This window comes from Ferroplasma sp. (assembly GCF_037442045.1).
Classification (GTDB): domain Archaea; phylum Thermoplasmatota; class Thermoplasmata; order Thermoplasmatales; family Thermoplasmataceae; genus Ferroplasma.
In genome coordinates this window covers 1-16,843 of sequence record NZ_JBBIRC010000029.1, presented here as the reverse complement: position 1 = coordinate 16,843, position 16,843 = coordinate 1, and the positions used below count along the sequence as shown (strand labels likewise).

Here is a 16,843-nt window from a genome sequence, read left to right as displayed (position 1 = left end):
GCTGGAGTTGACATTGTTGCCCCATCAGGCATGATGGATGGCCAGATTGGTTCAATACGCAAAGCCCTGGACAGCAATGGCTATATAAATACACTTATAATGGCATACAGCTCAAAATTTGCCTCAAACCTTTATGGGCCATTTCGGGACGCCGCAGATTCAACTCCACAGTTTGGTGATAGAAAAAGTTATCAGATGGATTACAGAAACGGGAATGAAGCCATGGAGGAAATAAATCTTGATATAAAAGAGGGTGCAGACATAATAATGGTAAAACCGGCCCTTTTTTACCTGGATATAATTAATAGAGCTAAAAAGGCATATAATAAGCCTCTTGCAACTTATATGGTCAGCGGTGAATACAATATGATAAAAAATGCAGTAATGTCTGGCTACCTTTCACCTGATGTGATAAACGAATCCTTAATTGCCCTTTTCAGGGCAGGCTCTGATTTAGCGATAACTTATTTTGCGGAGGATTATATAGCAAATCATGGTAAGGTTTAACCTTCCAGCCATTAATAGTATAAGCGGATGATCCCTGTATTGTTCCATTGTAAGCTATTATATCAATTGTAATATTATCAGGGATTGTTTCACCCCTTACCGGATAAAGAATTATGTTTGATGTCCCGGGCATGATTTTGTTTCCCGAATAATTGAACAGAAGGCCGTTATAATTTGTTTCGTTTATTATTCCCCTGAAGTATATATTTTCTGGAACATTGCCTGTATAGGTAACACTAACAATTATTTTTTCCACTTTGCCATGAACTGTATTGATTTGCATATTATTTATTTTCACTTTTTCTTCATTGTGTGAACCAAAATATGCGCCAACCACAAGAATGGCAATTAATATTGCAACAGCATAAACTGCATAACGCTTTAATGCTTTTTTATTTATCTTAAGCTTCCTTTTATAATCTATATCTTCTATTGATATTAGAGATAAAATGGGCCAGAAAGTAATATAAGTTATTAAAAGCCTGTAATTAAATAAAAGAATCAGAATTGGAAAAACAAAAAGAGAGAATTTTAATGTGTTATAATGCTTAATATAAATAACAAAGAACAGTATAATTGACAGTATCATTAGAATTGTGAAAAATTCCGGCGTAATATGAACAAAATTCAGGAACGACAGCTGAGATGGGCCAAAACCAATTCCTATAAGCTTTTCTGTTTCCGGTGAAAGTATATCTTTAAAATAAAGAACTGGTGATTTTATAATAAAATACCCATTTATTAATATGAAAATCAGAAATGCGTACAAAGTCCATTTTATAGCCTCAATAATGCCCTTTTCCCGGTAAATCATATAGAACAGGAAAGGAAAAATCAAAGCAGGAAATTGCTTGGCTGATAACGATAGCCCAAAAAAAATGCCTGAGTATAATGTATTTTTCCTGAAATAGTATGATGCCATCAAAAATACAAGCCATACCAGGCCTATTAAGGAGAAAGCTGCGCTGTACAGGAATATTATATTGATCAGCAAAGCAAACATTGCATACAGTGCTATTTTCTTATCGGAAAATTTTTTATATATAAGAATAAATGGAATAAAGGCAATTATTGAAATTATTAGATTTGCGAATTTACCAATATAAATATATGGTATATATATAATAAATGCCAGTGCAGGGTATCCAAGAAGCGTTATGTCTTTGCCATACATTGTAGGAGTAACATTGAGATCAAGATTGAATTTTTTAAAATATATGAATACACCGGCAGTTGTTGCAGGATTATATGGATTTACTCCCTGCATAAACTTCATTGCAGAATACAAATCAATAAGAAATTCATCTGTTGGCTCGAATACAGCCACCACAGCTATTACAGATACAATTAAAAGAAATGCAGATGCTATAACAATGTATAATAGCCTTACGGGAACCTTTCTATTTTTAATAAAATCGTAAGAATCTGGGTCTTTGTAAAATTTATAGGAAGCAAATAATAGAGATATGGTTGCAATTATTATTAATAAAAATTTCAAAACCATGTTATGTATTATAAGTATAACTGCCATATCAGCCAGCAGCATTGAAGAATATACAAAAATCTGAAGATATAAAAAATTAAATTTAAATTTTCCATTTAAATTTGATAGGAGAAGCAAAATAAATGCAGATAAAAGAAGTACTGTTTCCATAATTATTGCATAAATATTCAGGTAACCGAATAATCCAAATGCCACAAAAGCAGAAAGAATAAGAACCGTAGCCCCTTCATTCATTATAATTCGCTGAAGTTTTTCTTTGCTTTCAGATTCTATCATATTACCACACTAACATTGTTGCTGTTGTATATGTAATTATAAATGCCACAAGTATGCCAAGAAAATCTGCAATAAATATATTTGTATTGAAAAAAAGTGCCAGGTAATAGACGCCAAGATTGGCAGCAAAGCCAATCAAATTAAATAAATTATATTTAGCAAGCCTGGTATAAAAATGGCCTCTTCCTTTAAATGTATATTTATTATTCAAAATGAAATTGTAAATAATGGATAATTCTATTGCAGGTATAATGCTCAAATCACTTCCAAGAGGGCGATGCAGGATCAGGAGTATAACTTCATTAACAATTACTCCGGATATGCCTACCAGCAAATATCTAAGCATATTTCCCCTTTTTATTGTAAGGTCAAGGAAATCTTTGAAATTTATATTTTTCCCGGTTTCCAAATTGGTATTAATTAATTTGTACTGGAAACTTCGATTTTTTAAAAGAAGGATATTTGCAAGAATCATATTTGTTCCCAGACCTGGGACCAGATTTTTTGATATGAGATAGTTATATGCATTTCTGGAATATATAGTTCCAAACGGGAGTATTTTGCCTCTCTTTACAGAAAGTGATAATTTTATTAATATTGAATATGTGAATGTTACAATTCCTGCTTTGCCAAACAGAAGAACCAGATCATAATTATTTTGGGACGAATCACGAATTATACTTTCCGCAGTTTCTTTATTTACTTTAATGTGTGATATTAGAATGTAGTCAAAATCATCGCCATAAGATGGATTACCGTTGTAATATTTCTGAATCATCTAAAGAGGGATATTACAATCCTTTTTATTTTTATTGATTGAATAATAAAATCAGGCATTGAATTTATTATGGGCAAGCTAATATATGAAATAATAATATTAATTCATGCACGTACCCACATATAAAGAGGAACCATTTCCATGGTATCAGGAAATGAGAACAAATTCTCCAGTATTTAGAGAAGGAAATATAATTCATATTTTCAAATACAATGATATTTCAAGAATTTTATCAGATCATCAAAATTTTTCTTCCCAGTTCAGAGATCTTCTTGGAGAAGAAATGGCGCAGATGCTCAATGAGAAAACCACACCGAGCATTATTTTGCTTGACCCACCTGTTCATACAACTTTAAGAAATCTTGTGAGTGATGCATTTACTCCAAAAAGCATAGAAATGTTTGAGCCACGCATCAGAGAAATAGCCAGAAAACTGGTAAATGAAATAAAAGATAGAGGCAGTTGTGATCTGGTTTCAATTTTATCATACCAATTGCCAATTACAGTAATCTCAGAAATGCTGGGAGTACCTGAATCTGATTCAGGCCTTTTCAGGGAATGGTCGGATAAACTGGCTACATCTCTTGGCAGGGGACCTGATTTTGAAACAAATTATCAAATGGCAGATTATTTCTATAAAAAAATTGATAGGAATTCAGAAAAAAACGATCTTTTATCCAGGCTTTCTAGAGTAGAAATTGATGGAAGAAAGCTAAATGATAGGGAAATAGCAGGATTCGCCATATTGCTTCTTGTAGCAGGAAATGAAACAACAACAAACCTAATAACAAACACTATACTCTCAATTGCTGAAAATTCCCATATATACCAAAGAATAAGGTCTTACCCTTCTTCAATACAATGGGTTATTGAGGAAACATTACGATACAGATCACCTGTACAGTCAACAAGAAGGTATTCCAAAATAAATACAGAAATAAACGGTGTTGAAATAATAAAAAATGATATACTGGCTTTATATCTTGGCTCAGCAAACAGAGATGAAGATATATTTAAAGATGGGGAGAGATTTGAGCCATGGAGAACAGAGAAAAGGCATATCGCCTTTGGGCATGGCATTCATTTTTGCATTGGGGCTCCGCTTGCAAGGCTGGAAACCAGAATAGCTATCGAGGAATTCTCAAAGGCCATATCGTCATACAGTATTGAAAAGCTAGTGCCTGAAGATAGAATAGATAGCGATATAATGTACGGATTTAAAAAATTAAATATTAATATAGACAGCAATTAATAAATGACGATATAAATGTACTTTTATATTCCTTAACCTTCAATTCTTTATCTGCGTTTCTGGAACTGAACATGACAGATAAATGCTTTTGACTTTCACCAATTAAAATAAATAATTGGAAGAAATAGTAAAATTTGGGAGAAATGCCTGATAAGTATTTATCTGGTTTAGAAATTTAATATAGATATTGCATAATGCCTGAAAAAATAACGGTTAAAGATTGATTTAAATTGCCATGCAGGATAGAAGCAGAGATGACTTTAATAAATTTAAAAATTAGAGTTGCTTGGAACTGATTAAGAATAGGATTTGTTAATTCTCTGTCTATATTTCCGTATATGAAACTATTAAAATATACTCAAATTTCTCTTTGTTTAATTCTAAAACTTCTTTAGATATAATCACTTCTAATTCTGCTCTTTTATTCCTTTCATTATTATTCATCATAGTGCAGGTTATTTGCTGTAAAATCCATTTCTAAAATGGCATTGCATTATTCTAAAATTATATTATGGAAATAATTAGAAATTTTGTACTATCATTTAAATAGGATGATATGAAGTAATGCGTGATATTTTCTAATAACTACGAAAATTGGGATTTTAATTTTTATCGTGTATATTCAAACACAATAATTCTAATGTTTTCCCTATAACTGCAATTGTGTAAAATTTTAAAATATGAAGTTTTTAGAAATTATAGCATAGAATTATATAAATAACATTCTTAACTAATCAACTATGAATAAGCAGATTCCAGGCAAAAAATTATTCATACTGTATTCAACAATACTCATACTCATGGCAATATCAATGAGGTCAACAAACAACATGGTTGTAACTACAGTACCTTTATTTTCAAAATATGTGCTGCATTTTTCATACATTGCCACGGCACTGGTAACTGCAATTATTTATCTGGGAACAGTCCTCACCACAGCATTATTAAATCCATTAATGAATTCTAAACTTAGAAAAAGGGTATTTATATTATCCAATTTTGCACTTACCATATTTCTTATTCTTTATTTTATATCTGGAACAATAAGTATTTTTATTTTATCATTTGCCATAGGCATGGCTTATGGCATAATACTTCCAAATATTATTACATCTGCTTCGTTATATCCGGATCAGAGAGGGAGAGAAAAACTTCTTGCAATATATGCAGTTGGATTGAGCCTTAGCCTGGTTTTTGGACCATCGCTGGAAACTTATCTTCTAACCATAGTCAGTTACAGATCACTATTTTTATTATTTGCGCCTCTGGGGATAATTGGCATTGTAACATCTTTTTTTATGGAATTCCCAGAAAATAAGAAAGAATCTCACGGTGCCTATGTCTGGCACAACAAAGGCTTTATTTCATCCATACTGACTATTACCACTTATAATGTCCCGTTTGCTGCATTAACTGTATTCCTGGCAATTTTTGCAGAAACAAGATTCCATGTCAGCAGCTATATGGCTTATCTTCCATTTGTTTTCTTTTTTACTGTTTCACTGTTTACCAGAATGTATTTAAGCGTAAGGCCGGTAAAAAACCTGAGAATTCCGTTAATTATGGCACCGGGAATTACCATAATAGCTCTTTTGCTATTCCCTTTCCTTCCTAATTACACAGATTTTGTAGTTCTAATGATGGTTCTTGGAATTCCACATGGGTCAATATTTCCAATAGCCACTGTGCAAATTTCAAGAGGAACAACAGTAGAGGAAAGAAATGCAGTGAATTCTTATTATTATTCTTACAATATGGCACTTTTCATGATAATACCCCTAATATTTGCTGCAATAATACCTTATATAGGATTTGAAAAAGCATTTGCGATTCTGGTAATCCCGGTTGTCATATCGGTTATTATAATAGTAAAAAAATACTGGAAAGATGATGATTTAATGGGCAGAAGATCGGAGAATGGTTTTAAGATATGAGTAAAATTTCTATAATTTAAACATATTGTTGCTATAATATTAAAATAAATAGAGTTAAATCTGATCCTAAATAAAATAATATACCTTTAATAAATAATAAATATTGTAACGTAATAAAGGTATAATGACTTTACTTTTAATAGCTTTGAAATTCCTCGCAATAGTATTTGGTTCTATTATTGCTGGATTCATTGGTTCATTAACCGGTTTAGGCGGTGGTACAGTTCTTGTTCCTGTATTAACATTATTTTATGGTATACCTTTTATTTTTGCTGCAGGGGCAAGCCTTATATCCACAATAGCTACATCTGCTGGATCTGCAAGTGCATATACAAAGAAAAAAATAGCAAATATAAAAATAGGAATTGGCCTGGAAATCGCAACAACAACTGGTGCAATAATCGGTTCCCTGACACTGATATTTATCGATAAGCATTCATTAATTTGGAGTGTTTATGTTATATTTGGCCTTGTTCTTTTATTTTCTTTAATTCCAACAATAAAGAAGATTGGAAAGGAAGTTCCGCCAGAAATGAAACCGGACTGGAGTACAAAATTGTTTCAACTTACAGGTTCTTACTACGACGAAAGAATGCGAAAAACAATAAAATATCACGGTGTGAGATGGTGGCTTGGTGAAATAGTGATGTTTTTTGCAGGGTTTGTGTCTGGCCTTCTTGGAATAGGTTCCGGTGCATTGAAGGTACTTGGAATGGACTGGGCAATGAATCTTCCAATGAAAGTTACAACAACTTCAAGCAACTTTATGATTGGAATTACCGCAGCAACTGGAAGCTCAATTTACTGGTACGAAGGGTATATCAACCTTTTCATTGCCGCAGCCACAGCCATAGGAGTTTTAATAGGTGCATTCTTTGGGGCAAAAGTTCTTGTAAGGATTTCAAATGAAAATATCAGATGGATATTTTTTGCAATACTATCATTTCTAGGATTTGACATGGTGTTTAAAGGGCTTCACATGATAAATTTTATAATTACATTTTCGTTGATGATCCAATTCTTTATTTCAATAATAATATCAATAGTTTTAATATTAGTTTTGTACTATAATTCTAAGAGGAAAGAATGGAGGGATAACCATGAAAAATCATGATGATGAAATAATTATAAGTTATTTTCTTAAAAGTGGCGTAATTATTAGTGTTTCATTTCTTATAGTTGGAGTTATAATATTGTTTGCAAAAAATGGCGGTGACGGCTATACGCTTTCACAGATGTCAAGTTATCATTATGCTCTGTCACATGGAATAGATTCGAAATCTGTATCTTTAAATCAAATCTTCTCCGGGCTTTCAGCTTTAGATGGCCTCTACTTCATTACAGTTGGACTATGGGTATTAATATTTACTCCAATTACAGTTGTATTTATTGGATGGCTTTCATTTTTTGAAGATAAGAACTATTTATATGTTGGAATGGCTTCAATTGTCCTTTTCAATCTATTTTTTGCAATGCTGGTGGTGCCGAGACTTATAATTTAATTGGAAAGGTTATAATATTTTATATTAATGTGAAGTTAAATGGCTGCAGGCAATGCATTTTTTGGTTATGTCAGGGGATTCGAAATAAGAGATAGCGAATCAATAATGGAAATTATAAAATGTTCCCTTTCGGAATATTATACAAAATCGCTTATACTTGACCTGTATAGATCATGGCCAGCTGCTTTTCTTGTGTACGATAATTTTGACAGTACTGCGGGCTTTATCATAGGCTCAAAATATTCTGGAACTGAAGGCAGAATATTATTGTTTGCAGTAAAAAAGGAACTGAGGGCTTCTGGCATAGGTAAAATGCTTCTTACCCAGGAACTGAATGTTATGATCGGTGCGGGGCTTTCAACTGTAAGGCTTGAAGTTAGAACAGACAATGAAAATGCTATAAAATTTTATAAAAGAAATGGTTTTTCAATTATTTCAACGCTAAAAAATTATTACTCGGATCTCTCCGATGCATATTTAATGTGGAAAATTATATAAAATTAGAAGACTTCCGCTTTTCCATCGACGAACATCTGTGTTAGCTGATCCATATGCGCGAGCCTGTCATTAGCTATAGCTTTTATATTATTTTTATGCTTAGATGGATCCACGTTGTCATCGTATATTAGTTGCAGAGAAGCTACATGTGGTTCATCAACAGGGCTTCCTATCTGAGAAACTATTCTTACAAGAACTTCTTTTATGTCCCCGCCTTCTTCTTTTACAACCTGATCAGCTATCTGATTTGATAATACATTGTAAAGTTTACCTACATGCGTTACAGGATTTTTACCGGCTGCGGCTTCCATGCTCATTGGCCTGTATGGAGTTATAATTCCATTTACCCTGTTTCCCCTTCCTACAGATCCATCATCGCCGTTTTCCATTGATAGCCCTGTTACTGTTAAATAATAAACGCTGTCGGATTTAATATCTCCTGTATTAACGTATACCTGTACATCGTTATCTGTGTATTTAACGGCATTATCTTTAATTTTGCTTACCAGTTCATCCTTTATTGAAAAATACTCGGTAGGGTCTTTTACATATTTATCAACATATGCTGCTGCTACTGTCAGATTTATTGTTTTCCCTTTCCTGAAACCCATAACCTTTATATCGTATCCTATTCCAGGCAGGGATTTCTTCAATTCTCCATTGATATATTTTTCTGTGAGTTTTACAAGTGTTTCTGTATCGGTAAAAGGAGCGAAGCCAACACCAAATGATGTGTCATTAGCCTTGAATTTTTTTGTGTCATACAATCCTCTGAGATCAACTGAACCGTTTCCTATTCTTGAATCTATCATTACATCTGAATCTATGTCAAGATCAGGGAAATGTTCTCTTAAATAATCCTTTGCAGATTTTATTGCCAGAGATTTTACAGGTATTCTTTCATCACCTACAGATGCAGTTGCACGCCCGCTCAATAATATGTATGTGGGTTCAAGAACATTTCCACCTTTGAACTTTGGGTCTGCCTGCCCGCCAACAACTTCCACCTGGTCTGTATTATGGTGAAGTATTCTTCCGTATTGTTTTATATAATATTTGCTTAAAGCTCTGCTAACCGATTCAGCAATGCCATCAGCAACACTGTCCGGATGGCCGATTCCCTTTCTCTCCACAATTTCAACGTCTCTGCTAACTGTAGGGCTTTGCTTTATTGCCTCTACCTGGATATTTCTTTCAATTTTTAATTGTGACTCCATAAGCCTAACATAGATAGATGTTTTTAAACCTTTTGTCTGCGGAATATAGAAATTACTGACTCTTGATAATTATTACCGGGAATCATTTAATTCATAATAAAACAGTATATGAATTATGAAATTATGTAAATAGCAATGAAAATAGGTTTATTCTATGGAACCACCGGAATAATGAAGTTCATAAATTATATCTTCTGTATTTTCAATTGATTCGTAACCAATAAAATGAGATAAATCACCTTCCGCTTCATTCTTATAAACAAATTTATTGCTATGGAAATATTTGCTCCCTCTCAATGGAAGATCTAAAGGTATATTACGCAATGCAGTCCTGAGAAAATTGTATACCTCATCTGGCTCGCAGCTGTCATCCAGCATGCCCCCATAGTAAACCATAGACCATACAGGTATGTTGCTCTCAAATAAGGTTTCCTGGCCAGCAAAGAAAATAGAGCCAACATATCTATCAGTATACTTTAAATTCCCGGACGTAAACATAAATTCCTTGCTGCCACCATTACCATCAGAATATGCATTTCCTGATGCATATGCCTTTGTTTTCGCCTCTACCATGAATTCTGGAATTCTTTCGCTCTCCATGCATTGTGGATAATTAACAGGCAAATAAATATTGGTCACCGCAGAATATATTATGCAATATATTTAGAGTTTTAAAAATAGGGGATTATTCCCCATTTGCAATATTTGAAAGTTCGCCCAGGAGTTCAGTTTCAACGTGATCCGACCATGCGATTTCTGGCACATCAACAATGATAAATATTTCTGAAAGAAGTATAACCTCTATTGCAGTAACTGCAATGTCTCCAATCAATTTGCCTACGCCAACCTGTACCTTTAGCTGAGACCCATCGGATGTGAATACGAACGTAAGTGCCCTATCCGCTGCTACCAGCCCCCTTAAAAATCCGAATTTTTGTGCCTGCAGTATGGCTTTATCTCCTTCTACGTTGCTCTGCACTCTCCATTTATTGTTAGTTAAATACTCTGAAAAATCTTTTGTTATATCATTTAAGTTTCTTGTTGTTTCCATTGTCCTCTCTTTTTTGAATATTTCCATGGCATTTCATTATAAATAGGTATAAAAGCTCTTTTATATAATCAATTATAGTGATACCCTATATACTATTAACACGTATGCCATTAATCATGAAAGCCGACAAAGTCCTGAACCTGTTGCAGATATTCAGAAAGACTCTTCATGCCTGTGCTAAAGCAGGATTTGTTATACTGTCATGCCCAATAAGAGATACAATTATAACGATGAAGATTTCTATAAAATACCCAACAAGGATATAAAAAGGAAAACTGTTTTTTATGCACGTGTATCATCACCTAAACAGAAAACAGATCTGCAAAATTAGATAGATCAGATGAAGCAGTGGTACTTCATGAATGGTTATACTATTAATGCAATATAATTGCTTCTGGAATATCATTTGAGAAGAGAAATGGCTTTTAAACGCTTGATCAGATAATGGAGAACAAGATAGAAAAAGTTACTGTAACATATAAAGACCGTTTAAGCAGAAGTGAACTTGGATTAATAAACTATATATTCAAAAAATACAGGACTGAAATAATTGTAATCTCTGAAGTTGGCAATAGAGTATCATGATAACTATGCAGGAAAGAGAATATCAAGAGGCTTATTCAGAACATCTAAAGGAATAATAATTAATGCAGATGCCAATACTGCATACAACATGATAAGAAAAGTAATCCGGAATCATTAGAGGACGGGATAGGGGTGTTGGGTTGCACCCGGGAAGTTTGTTAATATAATTAACAAATTTCATAACCTTGACGGATTATAAAGAGATAATAAAAATATTAATACATTAACCTTTTAATTTATACTTCCTAATTTTACAATAAATATTTAAGATATTTTTTAATAAGGTGGTATGAGAATTCTCATAAGTGTTTATGACAAGGCTGGCCTGGTGGATTTTTTAAATTCAATAAGCAATTATATTGATGAAATTTATGGAACAGAGGGTACAGTAAAGTATCTTAAAGAAAATAATATAAAAGCAAATAACTCTTCTTTGCTTACAGGATTTGATGACCTTCTTGGGGGAAGGGTTAAAACACTGCATCCAGCTATATTTTCAGGAATACTTTCGAAGAGGGATACAGAAAGCAATGAACAGCTTAAAAAATATAATTATAAGGATTTTGATATGGTAATATGCAATCTTTATCCATTTGTTGAAGCATCCAAAACTAATGATTTGCAGAAAATGATAGAAAATATTGATATTGGTGGTTTATCGTTAATAAGAGCTGCAGCAAAGAATTATAAAAACGTTGCCGTTCTTTCAAATCCTGATGACTATGAAATGGTAAAAGATGCATTAAAGGAAAATGGGGAAATAGACATAAAAACAAGGGAAATTCTTGGATTAAGGGCTTTCTCACGTTCTGCTAATTATGATATACAGATATATAACAGGCTTTACCATAAACTCAATGGATCACAGCCAGAAGAACTTTTTATTTATGGATATGGAAGGTCGGATTTAAGATATGGTGAAAATCCTGATCAGGAAGCATATATGTTCAAAACTGATGAAAAATACGGTATACCGAATGGAATACAGTTAAATGGAAAAGAACTTTCATATAACAATATATTAGATGCAAATGCGGCTTTAGAAACAGTTCAGGATTTCGATGATATAACTTCAGTAATAATAAAACACAGAAGCCCTTCAGGCATATCCAGTGCGGATACTTTAAAGGATGCTTTTATAAATTCATATAATGCAGATAGTGAATCGGCCTATGGGTTTGTCGTTGCGCTCAACAGGAAACTTGACATGGATACAGCAATGGAAATGAAAAATAAGTTTATTGAAGTATTAATAGCTCCAGAATTTGATTCAGACGCACTGAAACTTTTAAAAAAGAAAAAGAATTTGAGAATTATTAAATGCTCAATGGAAAAAGATCCTGAGAAGGCAGTTGCGTCCATTTCAGGAGGAATTTTAATGCAGTCAAAACTTAATTACCGGTATGAAAACCTGGAGCTGAAGTCCAGCACAGAAGCTTCAGATGCAAAATTAAAGGATTTGGAATTTGCATGGAAGGTTGTTGCGCATACAAAAAGCAATGCAATGGTACTTGCAAAGAACAGAACCACAGTTGGCATAGGGGCAGGGCAGACATCAAGGATAGAATCATTGAAAATAGCAATAGAAAGGGGAGGAGAAAACGTAAAAGGATCAGTACTTGCATCCGATGCATTCATACCGTTTGATGATTCTGTAATAGAATGTTACAAAAATGGAATAGATGCAATAATTCAGCCTGGCGGATCTATAAGGGATGATGATGTAATAAAAAGATGCAATGAATACAAAATACCGCTCTACTTTACAGGCAAAAGGGTATTTCTCCATTAAATCATAAGCACTACCAGTGCAATCAGAAAGCCTGCAATTACACCAGTATTGATATATGGAAGGCCCGGTGCAGGCTTGCCGTTATTGAAAAAGAATAAAAATATTAGTGCGGCTATTGCACCTGCAAGTGTAAGGCCTGCAAACAGTATAATATGCAGTGGATAATATATAGCAGATGAAACAATTAATATTTCCGGTATTGCCATATCGCCGAAGCCGAGCATTATTACGGAATGTTCACCACGATTTTCAAAAGTCATATCCTTAATTTTTGTATTTCTTTCCGATGGGAGCGTAAACATTAAAGGATACTGATTGTCTACTGCGGCTTTTGCAAGTGTGACCATGTGCTTTGTTTTATAAACTGCTATATAATCATATAAAGCGAATACAATTAACAGAGTTATTGCAATATCAGGCCTTAAAAGTATTCCAAGTATACTGCTAGCACCGGAAATCATTATCAGTCCAGCAGCATCCGTGATGTACCATTCATTTCTAAAAATAAGCATGTATGCAAAAAACCCGGTAATAATAGCAATAATAGCATAATATTCAGGCAGATTGACTGCAACTATTCCAGCCACAATGGATGAAACCAGGAAAATCATATAAAGAACCAGGGCAATAAATATTGCCTTCATTATATTTGCGTGCCTTTTAATTAAGTAAAGGGCAATTACTGTGAATACCACGATAATAATTATATAATAAACAACAAACATGAATGAAATTCCATTTGATTCCTCAGCAAAGCCCGGAACCTGGTAAAGATTAAATGCCAGAAAAAGTGCAAACGCTGTTGAAATTATGAATAGGATAATGCCGAAAAATTCACTGTTTATTCTCTTCCCCACTTTTCTCAACCTTATCCTTTTTATTGTATTCGCATTTCATATTTGGGCAGAACTTCCATTTTCTTTTTCCATTAATTAAAATCATTAATGGTGCACCGCAATAGGGGCATTTTTCACCGGTAGAATTTATTAATCCCTTCTGGGGCAGTGGGTATGTGACTGTACATTTCGGGTAATTTGAGCATCCAAGGAAGCGTTTTCCATATCTGGATTGCCTTATTACAAGATCACCACCGTCGGAAGGGCATTTCCCTACGGAAAGTTTATTTTTGTTGTATTCGCAATCAGGATCAATGCATCTATATTCCGGAGATTGGCCTTTTCTTATAATTTTAATAATGGGCAAAGAACAAATATCGCATTTCTTATCCGTCAACTGTATTAATCCTGTAGCATTTAAATTAAAATTAATTTTGCAATTCTCATTTGAGCACTTGAACTTATAAAAGTTTCGGTATTTAATCAGTGATAAATCTCCGCCATCCAGAGGGCATTTTCCTATAACATCGCCTTTATTTGCATATGATGTTATTGTTTCTTTTATTTCTTCTTTATTTCCCCTAAAGCTTTTCAGGGCGCTATGCAGCATTGTTCTTGATTCATTTACCACATCCACCAGTGTTTTCTGGTTCTCTGCTATTTTATCCATTTCCTTTTCCAGCTCTGCCGTCATATCAGGCTTTGCAATACCAGAATCTATAGATGTTATTGATTTTATAAAGCCTATACCCAGTGGAGTAGGTTTTAATGGGTTCCCTGTTGCGAAATTACGGTCGTTGAGCTTCTGAATTATATCATGCCTTGTGCTTTTTGTGCCAAGATTAAGTGATTCCATGAGTTTTAATAAGGATGCAACATCATATCTTTTTGGTGGCTCTGTGTATTTTTCTTCCATATCCCACTTTTTCCCTTTTACTGTTTCCCCTATAATAAGTTCAGGAAGTTCTGATTCCCTTAATTTCCTGTATTTGTAAATATCAAACCATCCATTGTCTATAATTTTTTCTCCGGATGATTTAAAATTGTAACCATTTATGTCTATATCTGCTTCTGATTTTGCAATTACAGCATTTTTGTATAATGTTGCCAGAAATCTCCTTACTATAAGTTCATATACATTTTTATATGCTCCGGTTAAGACTTTTTTAGGATATGAAACAGGATATATTGGTGGATGATCTGTTGTTTCAATTTTGCCTCTTGAAGGATAAATTTTGTCCTGGCCAAGCACCATCTTTGCTTCTACATCAAATTCCGTTTTTTCAAATTTCTGGACTATGCTTTTTAATGGTATTGAACGCTGGTAAACAGTATTATCAGTTCTGGGATAACTGATAAGCCCACTCATATAAAGTTTTTCTGCTATCTTCATTGCGTTTGATGGTGTAACACCAATTCTTGAGGCTTCACGCAAAAACTCGGTTGTGCTGAATGGTGCCGGCTTATATACATCCTTTTTCTCCTTTTTGTATGATTTTACGATTCCATTATTTCCATTTATTGCGTTATATATTTTATTTGCCTCATTTTCATCTTTTATATTTTCTTCATATACTCCAGTAAAATCAATTCCTTTATGAAATATAACAGTTATAACAAAATACTTTTCAGGAATAAAATTTGTTATTTCCTCTTCCCTGTTAACTATAATTGCAAGTGTAGGTGTCTGCACTCTGCCAACAGAGATGAAATCCTTCCATAAGCGGTTGCTGGTAACTGAGAAAAATCTTGTGAGCACTGCACCCCAGAGAAGGTCTATTTCTTCTCTGGATTTTGCAGAATCAGCAAGGCCATAATTAACATCCAGCAGATTGTCAAAGGCATCCTTTACCTCTGAATTTGTAAGTGCACTGAATTTTGCACGCCTGATGTTCGTATAACCCGGTTCTATAAATTTAAGGGCTTCGACACCTATTAGTTCTCCCTCACGATCATAATCCGTTGCTATTATTATATTATCAATTCCAGAAAATGATTTAAGTGCAGAATAAGCTCTCTGATTGGTTACTTTATAAATTATTTCCGAATCTATAAGTTTATCCAGATCTGATTTTACCCAGTCTTTGAATTCTTCAGGAAAATCAGCTCCAAGAATGTGTCCACTTAGGGAAACCATAATATTTTTCTCATTATTTCTTTCAAATTCTATATAACTGATATTTTTTGCCTTTTTTTGTTTTGAAGTTTTATCCGAAAGAATATATGATATTCTCCGCCCTGCATCCATTTTTTCCGCTATAATTAAATTAAGTACCAAAGCAATCTACTAATAATTAACAATACTAAATAAAGATTTTTAATTATTATGATAAAACAATTAAATAAGTTGCAAAATATTATTTAAGGAATGCTTAAATACTCCATTCTATTACATTTAGATATGGTAGAAGTAATAGTAATACATAAATGGAAAGACGACCAGAAAGATGCTGTAATGAAATTTGCAACAACGGTTATGGACATGGCAAAAACAAAGAAATTGCCTGCAGGCTTAAAGCTTGAAGAACTGTTTCTTGGAGAAAAAGAAAATTCAGCTGTGTGCAAATGGAATGTTGATTCCCTTGACCATCTAATGGAAACAGCAAAATCATTAAAGCCAACATGGGATATACAGGCAATGGAAGTAGATCAGAAATTCAAGAAAGGATTATTCTAAACTTTTTGATGTTTTTTTGGAGGTATGCCCAGTTCTGTGGCATATTCCTCAACATTTTTTATCTGTTCTTTATGAAGACCTAAAAATATACCTTTTCCCTTTCCCCCAACATATATATTCCCTTTCAGCTTTATTAAATTTCCAAGCGTATTGCTTATTATTGTAAGTTCATGGCCTTTTACCGGTATTGATACATCACTGGAATTCCAGTCTATTTCTGGATAATCACTATGCCTGGGCAATATTATCTTTTTTAATGCAGGATCTTCTATATCTATATGAGTTACTCTCGCACGGCTATAACCTTTTACATGGATAAATATAATCGCATTTTCAAGTTTATTTCCATCAAGAAATACTGTTCCGGAAACCATTATTTTGCCGGCCATTATATTTCCAAATTGCCAGTTAATATTTAAAAGCTCTATGATTTG

General features: G+C 33.4%; 15 protein-coding genes and 2 pseudogenes. 9 read left to right on the top strand and 8 right to left on the bottom strand.

Annotated elements, in window-relative coordinates:
* Positions 1-507, top strand: a pseudogene (locus WKI77_RS05185) (porphobilinogen synthase); the annotation flags it as partial.
* Here the strand turns inward: WKI77_RS05185 and WKI77_RS05180 are convergent.
* Positions 437-2,287: a hypothetical protein gene (locus WKI77_RS05180; RefSeq protein ID WP_337860763.1), complete on the bottom strand. Its 1,851-nt coding sequence runs from the start codon at positions 2,285-2,287 to the stop codon at positions 437-439. The pseudogene WKI77_RS05185 and the gene WKI77_RS05180 sit on opposite strands and share 71 nt — an antisense overlap.
* A gap of 1 nt (position 2,288) precedes the next feature.
* Positions 2,289-3,065, bottom strand: coding sequence for a GtrA family protein (locus tag WKI77_RS05175; RefSeq protein ID WP_337860762.1), 777 nt, complete (start codon positions 3,063-3,065; stop codon positions 2,289-2,291).
* A gap of 106 nt (positions 3,066-3,171) precedes the next feature.
* Here WKI77_RS05175 and WKI77_RS05170 point away from each other — a divergent pair, with 106 nt between their 5' ends.
* From WKI77_RS05170 to rimI, 5 genes are all read left to right on the top strand, one after another.
* Positions 3,172-4,317 carry a cytochrome P450 gene (locus WKI77_RS05170; protein ID WP_337860761.1) on the top strand — a complete coding sequence of 382 codons (1,146 nt, stop codon included), beginning with the start codon at positions 3,172-3,174 and terminating at the stop codon, positions 4,315-4,317.
* A gap of 740 nt (positions 4,318-5,057) precedes the next feature.
* Positions 5,058-6,251 (top strand): MFS transporter, encoded by a 1,194-nt coding sequence (locus WKI77_RS05165; protein WP_337860760.1) that lies wholly within the window; start codon positions 5,058-5,060, stop codon positions 6,249-6,251.
* A gap of 124 nt (positions 6,252-6,375) precedes the next feature.
* Positions 6,376-7,365, top strand: coding sequence for a sulfite exporter TauE/SafE family protein (locus WKI77_RS05160; protein WP_337860759.1), 990 nt, complete (start codon positions 6,376-6,378; stop codon positions 7,363-7,365).
* The gene (locus tag WKI77_RS05155) at positions 7,352-7,753 is read left to right on the top strand and encodes a DUF1634 domain-containing protein (protein WP_337860758.1); all 402 of its coding nucleotides are present in this window, start codon (positions 7,352-7,354) and stop codon (positions 7,751-7,753) included. Before WKI77_RS05160 ends, WKI77_RS05155 begins: the two co-directional genes overlap by 14 nt.
* Positions 7,754-7,792: 39 nt before the next feature.
* Complete coding sequence (gene rimI / locus WKI77_RS05150) at positions 7,793-8,251, top strand: ribosomal protein S18-alanine N-acetyltransferase (RefSeq protein WP_337860757.1); 459 nt, start codon at positions 7,793-7,795, stop codon at positions 8,249-8,251.
* A gap of 2 nt (positions 8,252-8,253) precedes the next feature.
* Here rimI and WKI77_RS05145 read toward each other — a convergent pair whose 3' ends face one another.
* From WKI77_RS05145 to WKI77_RS05135, 3 genes are all read right to left on the bottom strand, one after another.
* Positions 8,254-9,468 carry a methionine adenosyltransferase gene (locus tag WKI77_RS05145; protein WP_337860756.1) on the bottom strand — a complete coding sequence of 405 codons (1,215 nt, stop codon included), beginning with the start codon at positions 9,466-9,468 and terminating at the stop codon, positions 8,254-8,256.
* A 147-nt stretch (positions 9,469-9,615) separates the two neighbouring features.
* On the bottom strand, positions 9,616-10,068 hold the full coding sequence (locus WKI77_RS05140) for a DUF5680 domain-containing protein (protein ID WP_337860755.1): 453 nt from the start codon (positions 10,066-10,068) through the stop codon (positions 9,616-9,618).
* An 85-nt stretch (positions 10,069-10,153) separates the two neighbouring features.
* The gene (locus tag WKI77_RS05135) at positions 10,154-10,546 is read right to left on the bottom strand and encodes a hypothetical protein (RefSeq protein ID WP_337860754.1); all 393 of its coding nucleotides are present in this window, start codon (positions 10,544-10,546) and stop codon (positions 10,154-10,156) included.
* An 89-nt stretch (positions 10,547-10,635) separates the two neighbouring features.
* Between WKI77_RS05135 and WKI77_RS05130 the strand changes: the two are divergent.
* Together WKI77_RS05130 and purH are read left to right on the top strand one after the other, a co-directional pair.
* A pseudogene (locus WKI77_RS05130) lies at positions 10,636-11,092 on the top strand (recombinase family protein); the annotation flags it as partial.
* Between the two features lie 301 nt (positions 11,093-11,393).
* Complete coding sequence (purH, locus tag WKI77_RS05125) at positions 11,394-12,896, top strand: bifunctional phosphoribosylaminoimidazolecarboxamide formyltransferase/IMP cyclohydrolase (RefSeq protein WP_337860753.1); 1,503 nt, start codon at positions 11,394-11,396, stop codon at positions 12,894-12,896.
* On the opposite strand, the gene WKI77_RS05120 is transcribed toward purH, so the two are convergent.
* On the bottom strand, positions 12,893-13,753 hold the full coding sequence (locus WKI77_RS05120) for a presenilin family intramembrane aspartyl protease PSH (RefSeq protein WP_337860752.1): 861 nt from the start codon (positions 13,751-13,753) through the stop codon (positions 12,893-12,895). The genes purH and WKI77_RS05120 overlap by 4 nt on opposite strands.
* A complete protein-coding gene (locus tag WKI77_RS05115; protein WP_337860751.1) occupies positions 13,731-16,010 on the bottom strand; it encodes a DNA topoisomerase I in 2,280 nt (759 codons plus the stop codon). The genes WKI77_RS05120 and WKI77_RS05115 overlap by 23 nt, the downstream gene beginning before the upstream one ends.
* 123 nt (positions 16,011-16,133) lie before the next feature.
* Between WKI77_RS05115 and WKI77_RS05110 the strand changes: the two genes are divergently transcribed.
* Positions 16,134-16,409 carry a hypothetical protein gene (locus WKI77_RS05110; protein WP_337860750.1) on the top strand — a complete coding sequence of 92 codons (276 nt, stop codon included), beginning with the start codon at positions 16,134-16,136 and terminating at the stop codon, positions 16,407-16,409.
* On the opposite strand, the gene WKI77_RS05105 is transcribed toward WKI77_RS05110, so the two are convergent.
* Positions 16,406-16,843 (bottom strand): hypothetical protein (locus WKI77_RS05105; protein ID WP_337860749.1); only part of this gene is annotated, 438 nt, incomplete at its 5' end. The genes WKI77_RS05110 and WKI77_RS05105 overlap by 4 nt on opposite strands.

Excerpts from the sequence above, each read along its gene's own strand:
- WKI77_RS05180 (WP_337860763.1), bottom strand. The coding sequence starts at position 2,287 with ATGATAGAATCTGAAAGCAAAGAAAAACTTCAGCGAATTATAATGAAT.
- WKI77_RS05175 (WP_337860762.1), bottom strand. The coding sequence starts at position 3,065 with ATGATTCAGAAATATTACAACGGTAATCCATCTTATGGCGATGATTTT.
- WKI77_RS05170 (WP_337860761.1), top strand. The coding sequence starts at position 3,172 with ATGCACGTACCCACATATAAAGAGGAACCATTTCCATGGTATCAGGAA.
- WKI77_RS05165 (WP_337860760.1), top strand. The coding sequence starts at position 5,058 with ATGAATAAGCAGATTCCAGGCAAAAAATTATTCATACTGTATTCAACA.
- WKI77_RS05160 (WP_337860759.1), top strand. The coding sequence starts at position 6,376 with ATGACTTTACTTTTAATAGCTTTGAAATTCCTCGCAATAGTATTTGGT.
- WKI77_RS05155 (WP_337860758.1), top strand. The coding sequence starts at position 7,352 with ATGAAAAATCATGATGATGAAATAATTATAAGTTATTTTCTTAAAAGT.
- rimI (WP_337860757.1), top strand. The coding sequence starts at position 7,793 with ATGGCTGCAGGCAATGCATTTTTTGGTTATGTCAGGGGATTCGAAATA.
- WKI77_RS05145 (WP_337860756.1), bottom strand. The coding sequence starts at position 9,468 with ATGGAGTCACAATTAAAAATTGAAAGAAATATCCAGGTAGAGGCAATA.
- WKI77_RS05140 (WP_337860755.1), bottom strand. The coding sequence starts at position 10,068 with ATGGAGAGCGAAAGAATTCCAGAATTCATGGTAGAGGCGAAAACAAAG.
- WKI77_RS05135 (WP_337860754.1), bottom strand. The coding sequence starts at position 10,546 with ATGGAAATATTCAAAAAAGAGAGGACAATGGAAACAACAAGAAACTTA.
- purH (WP_337860753.1), top strand. The coding sequence starts at position 11,394 with ATGAGAATTCTCATAAGTGTTTATGACAAGGCTGGCCTGGTGGATTTT.
- WKI77_RS05110 (WP_337860750.1), top strand. The coding sequence starts at position 16,134 with ATGGTAGAAGTAATAGTAATACATAAATGGAAAGACGACCAGAAAGAT.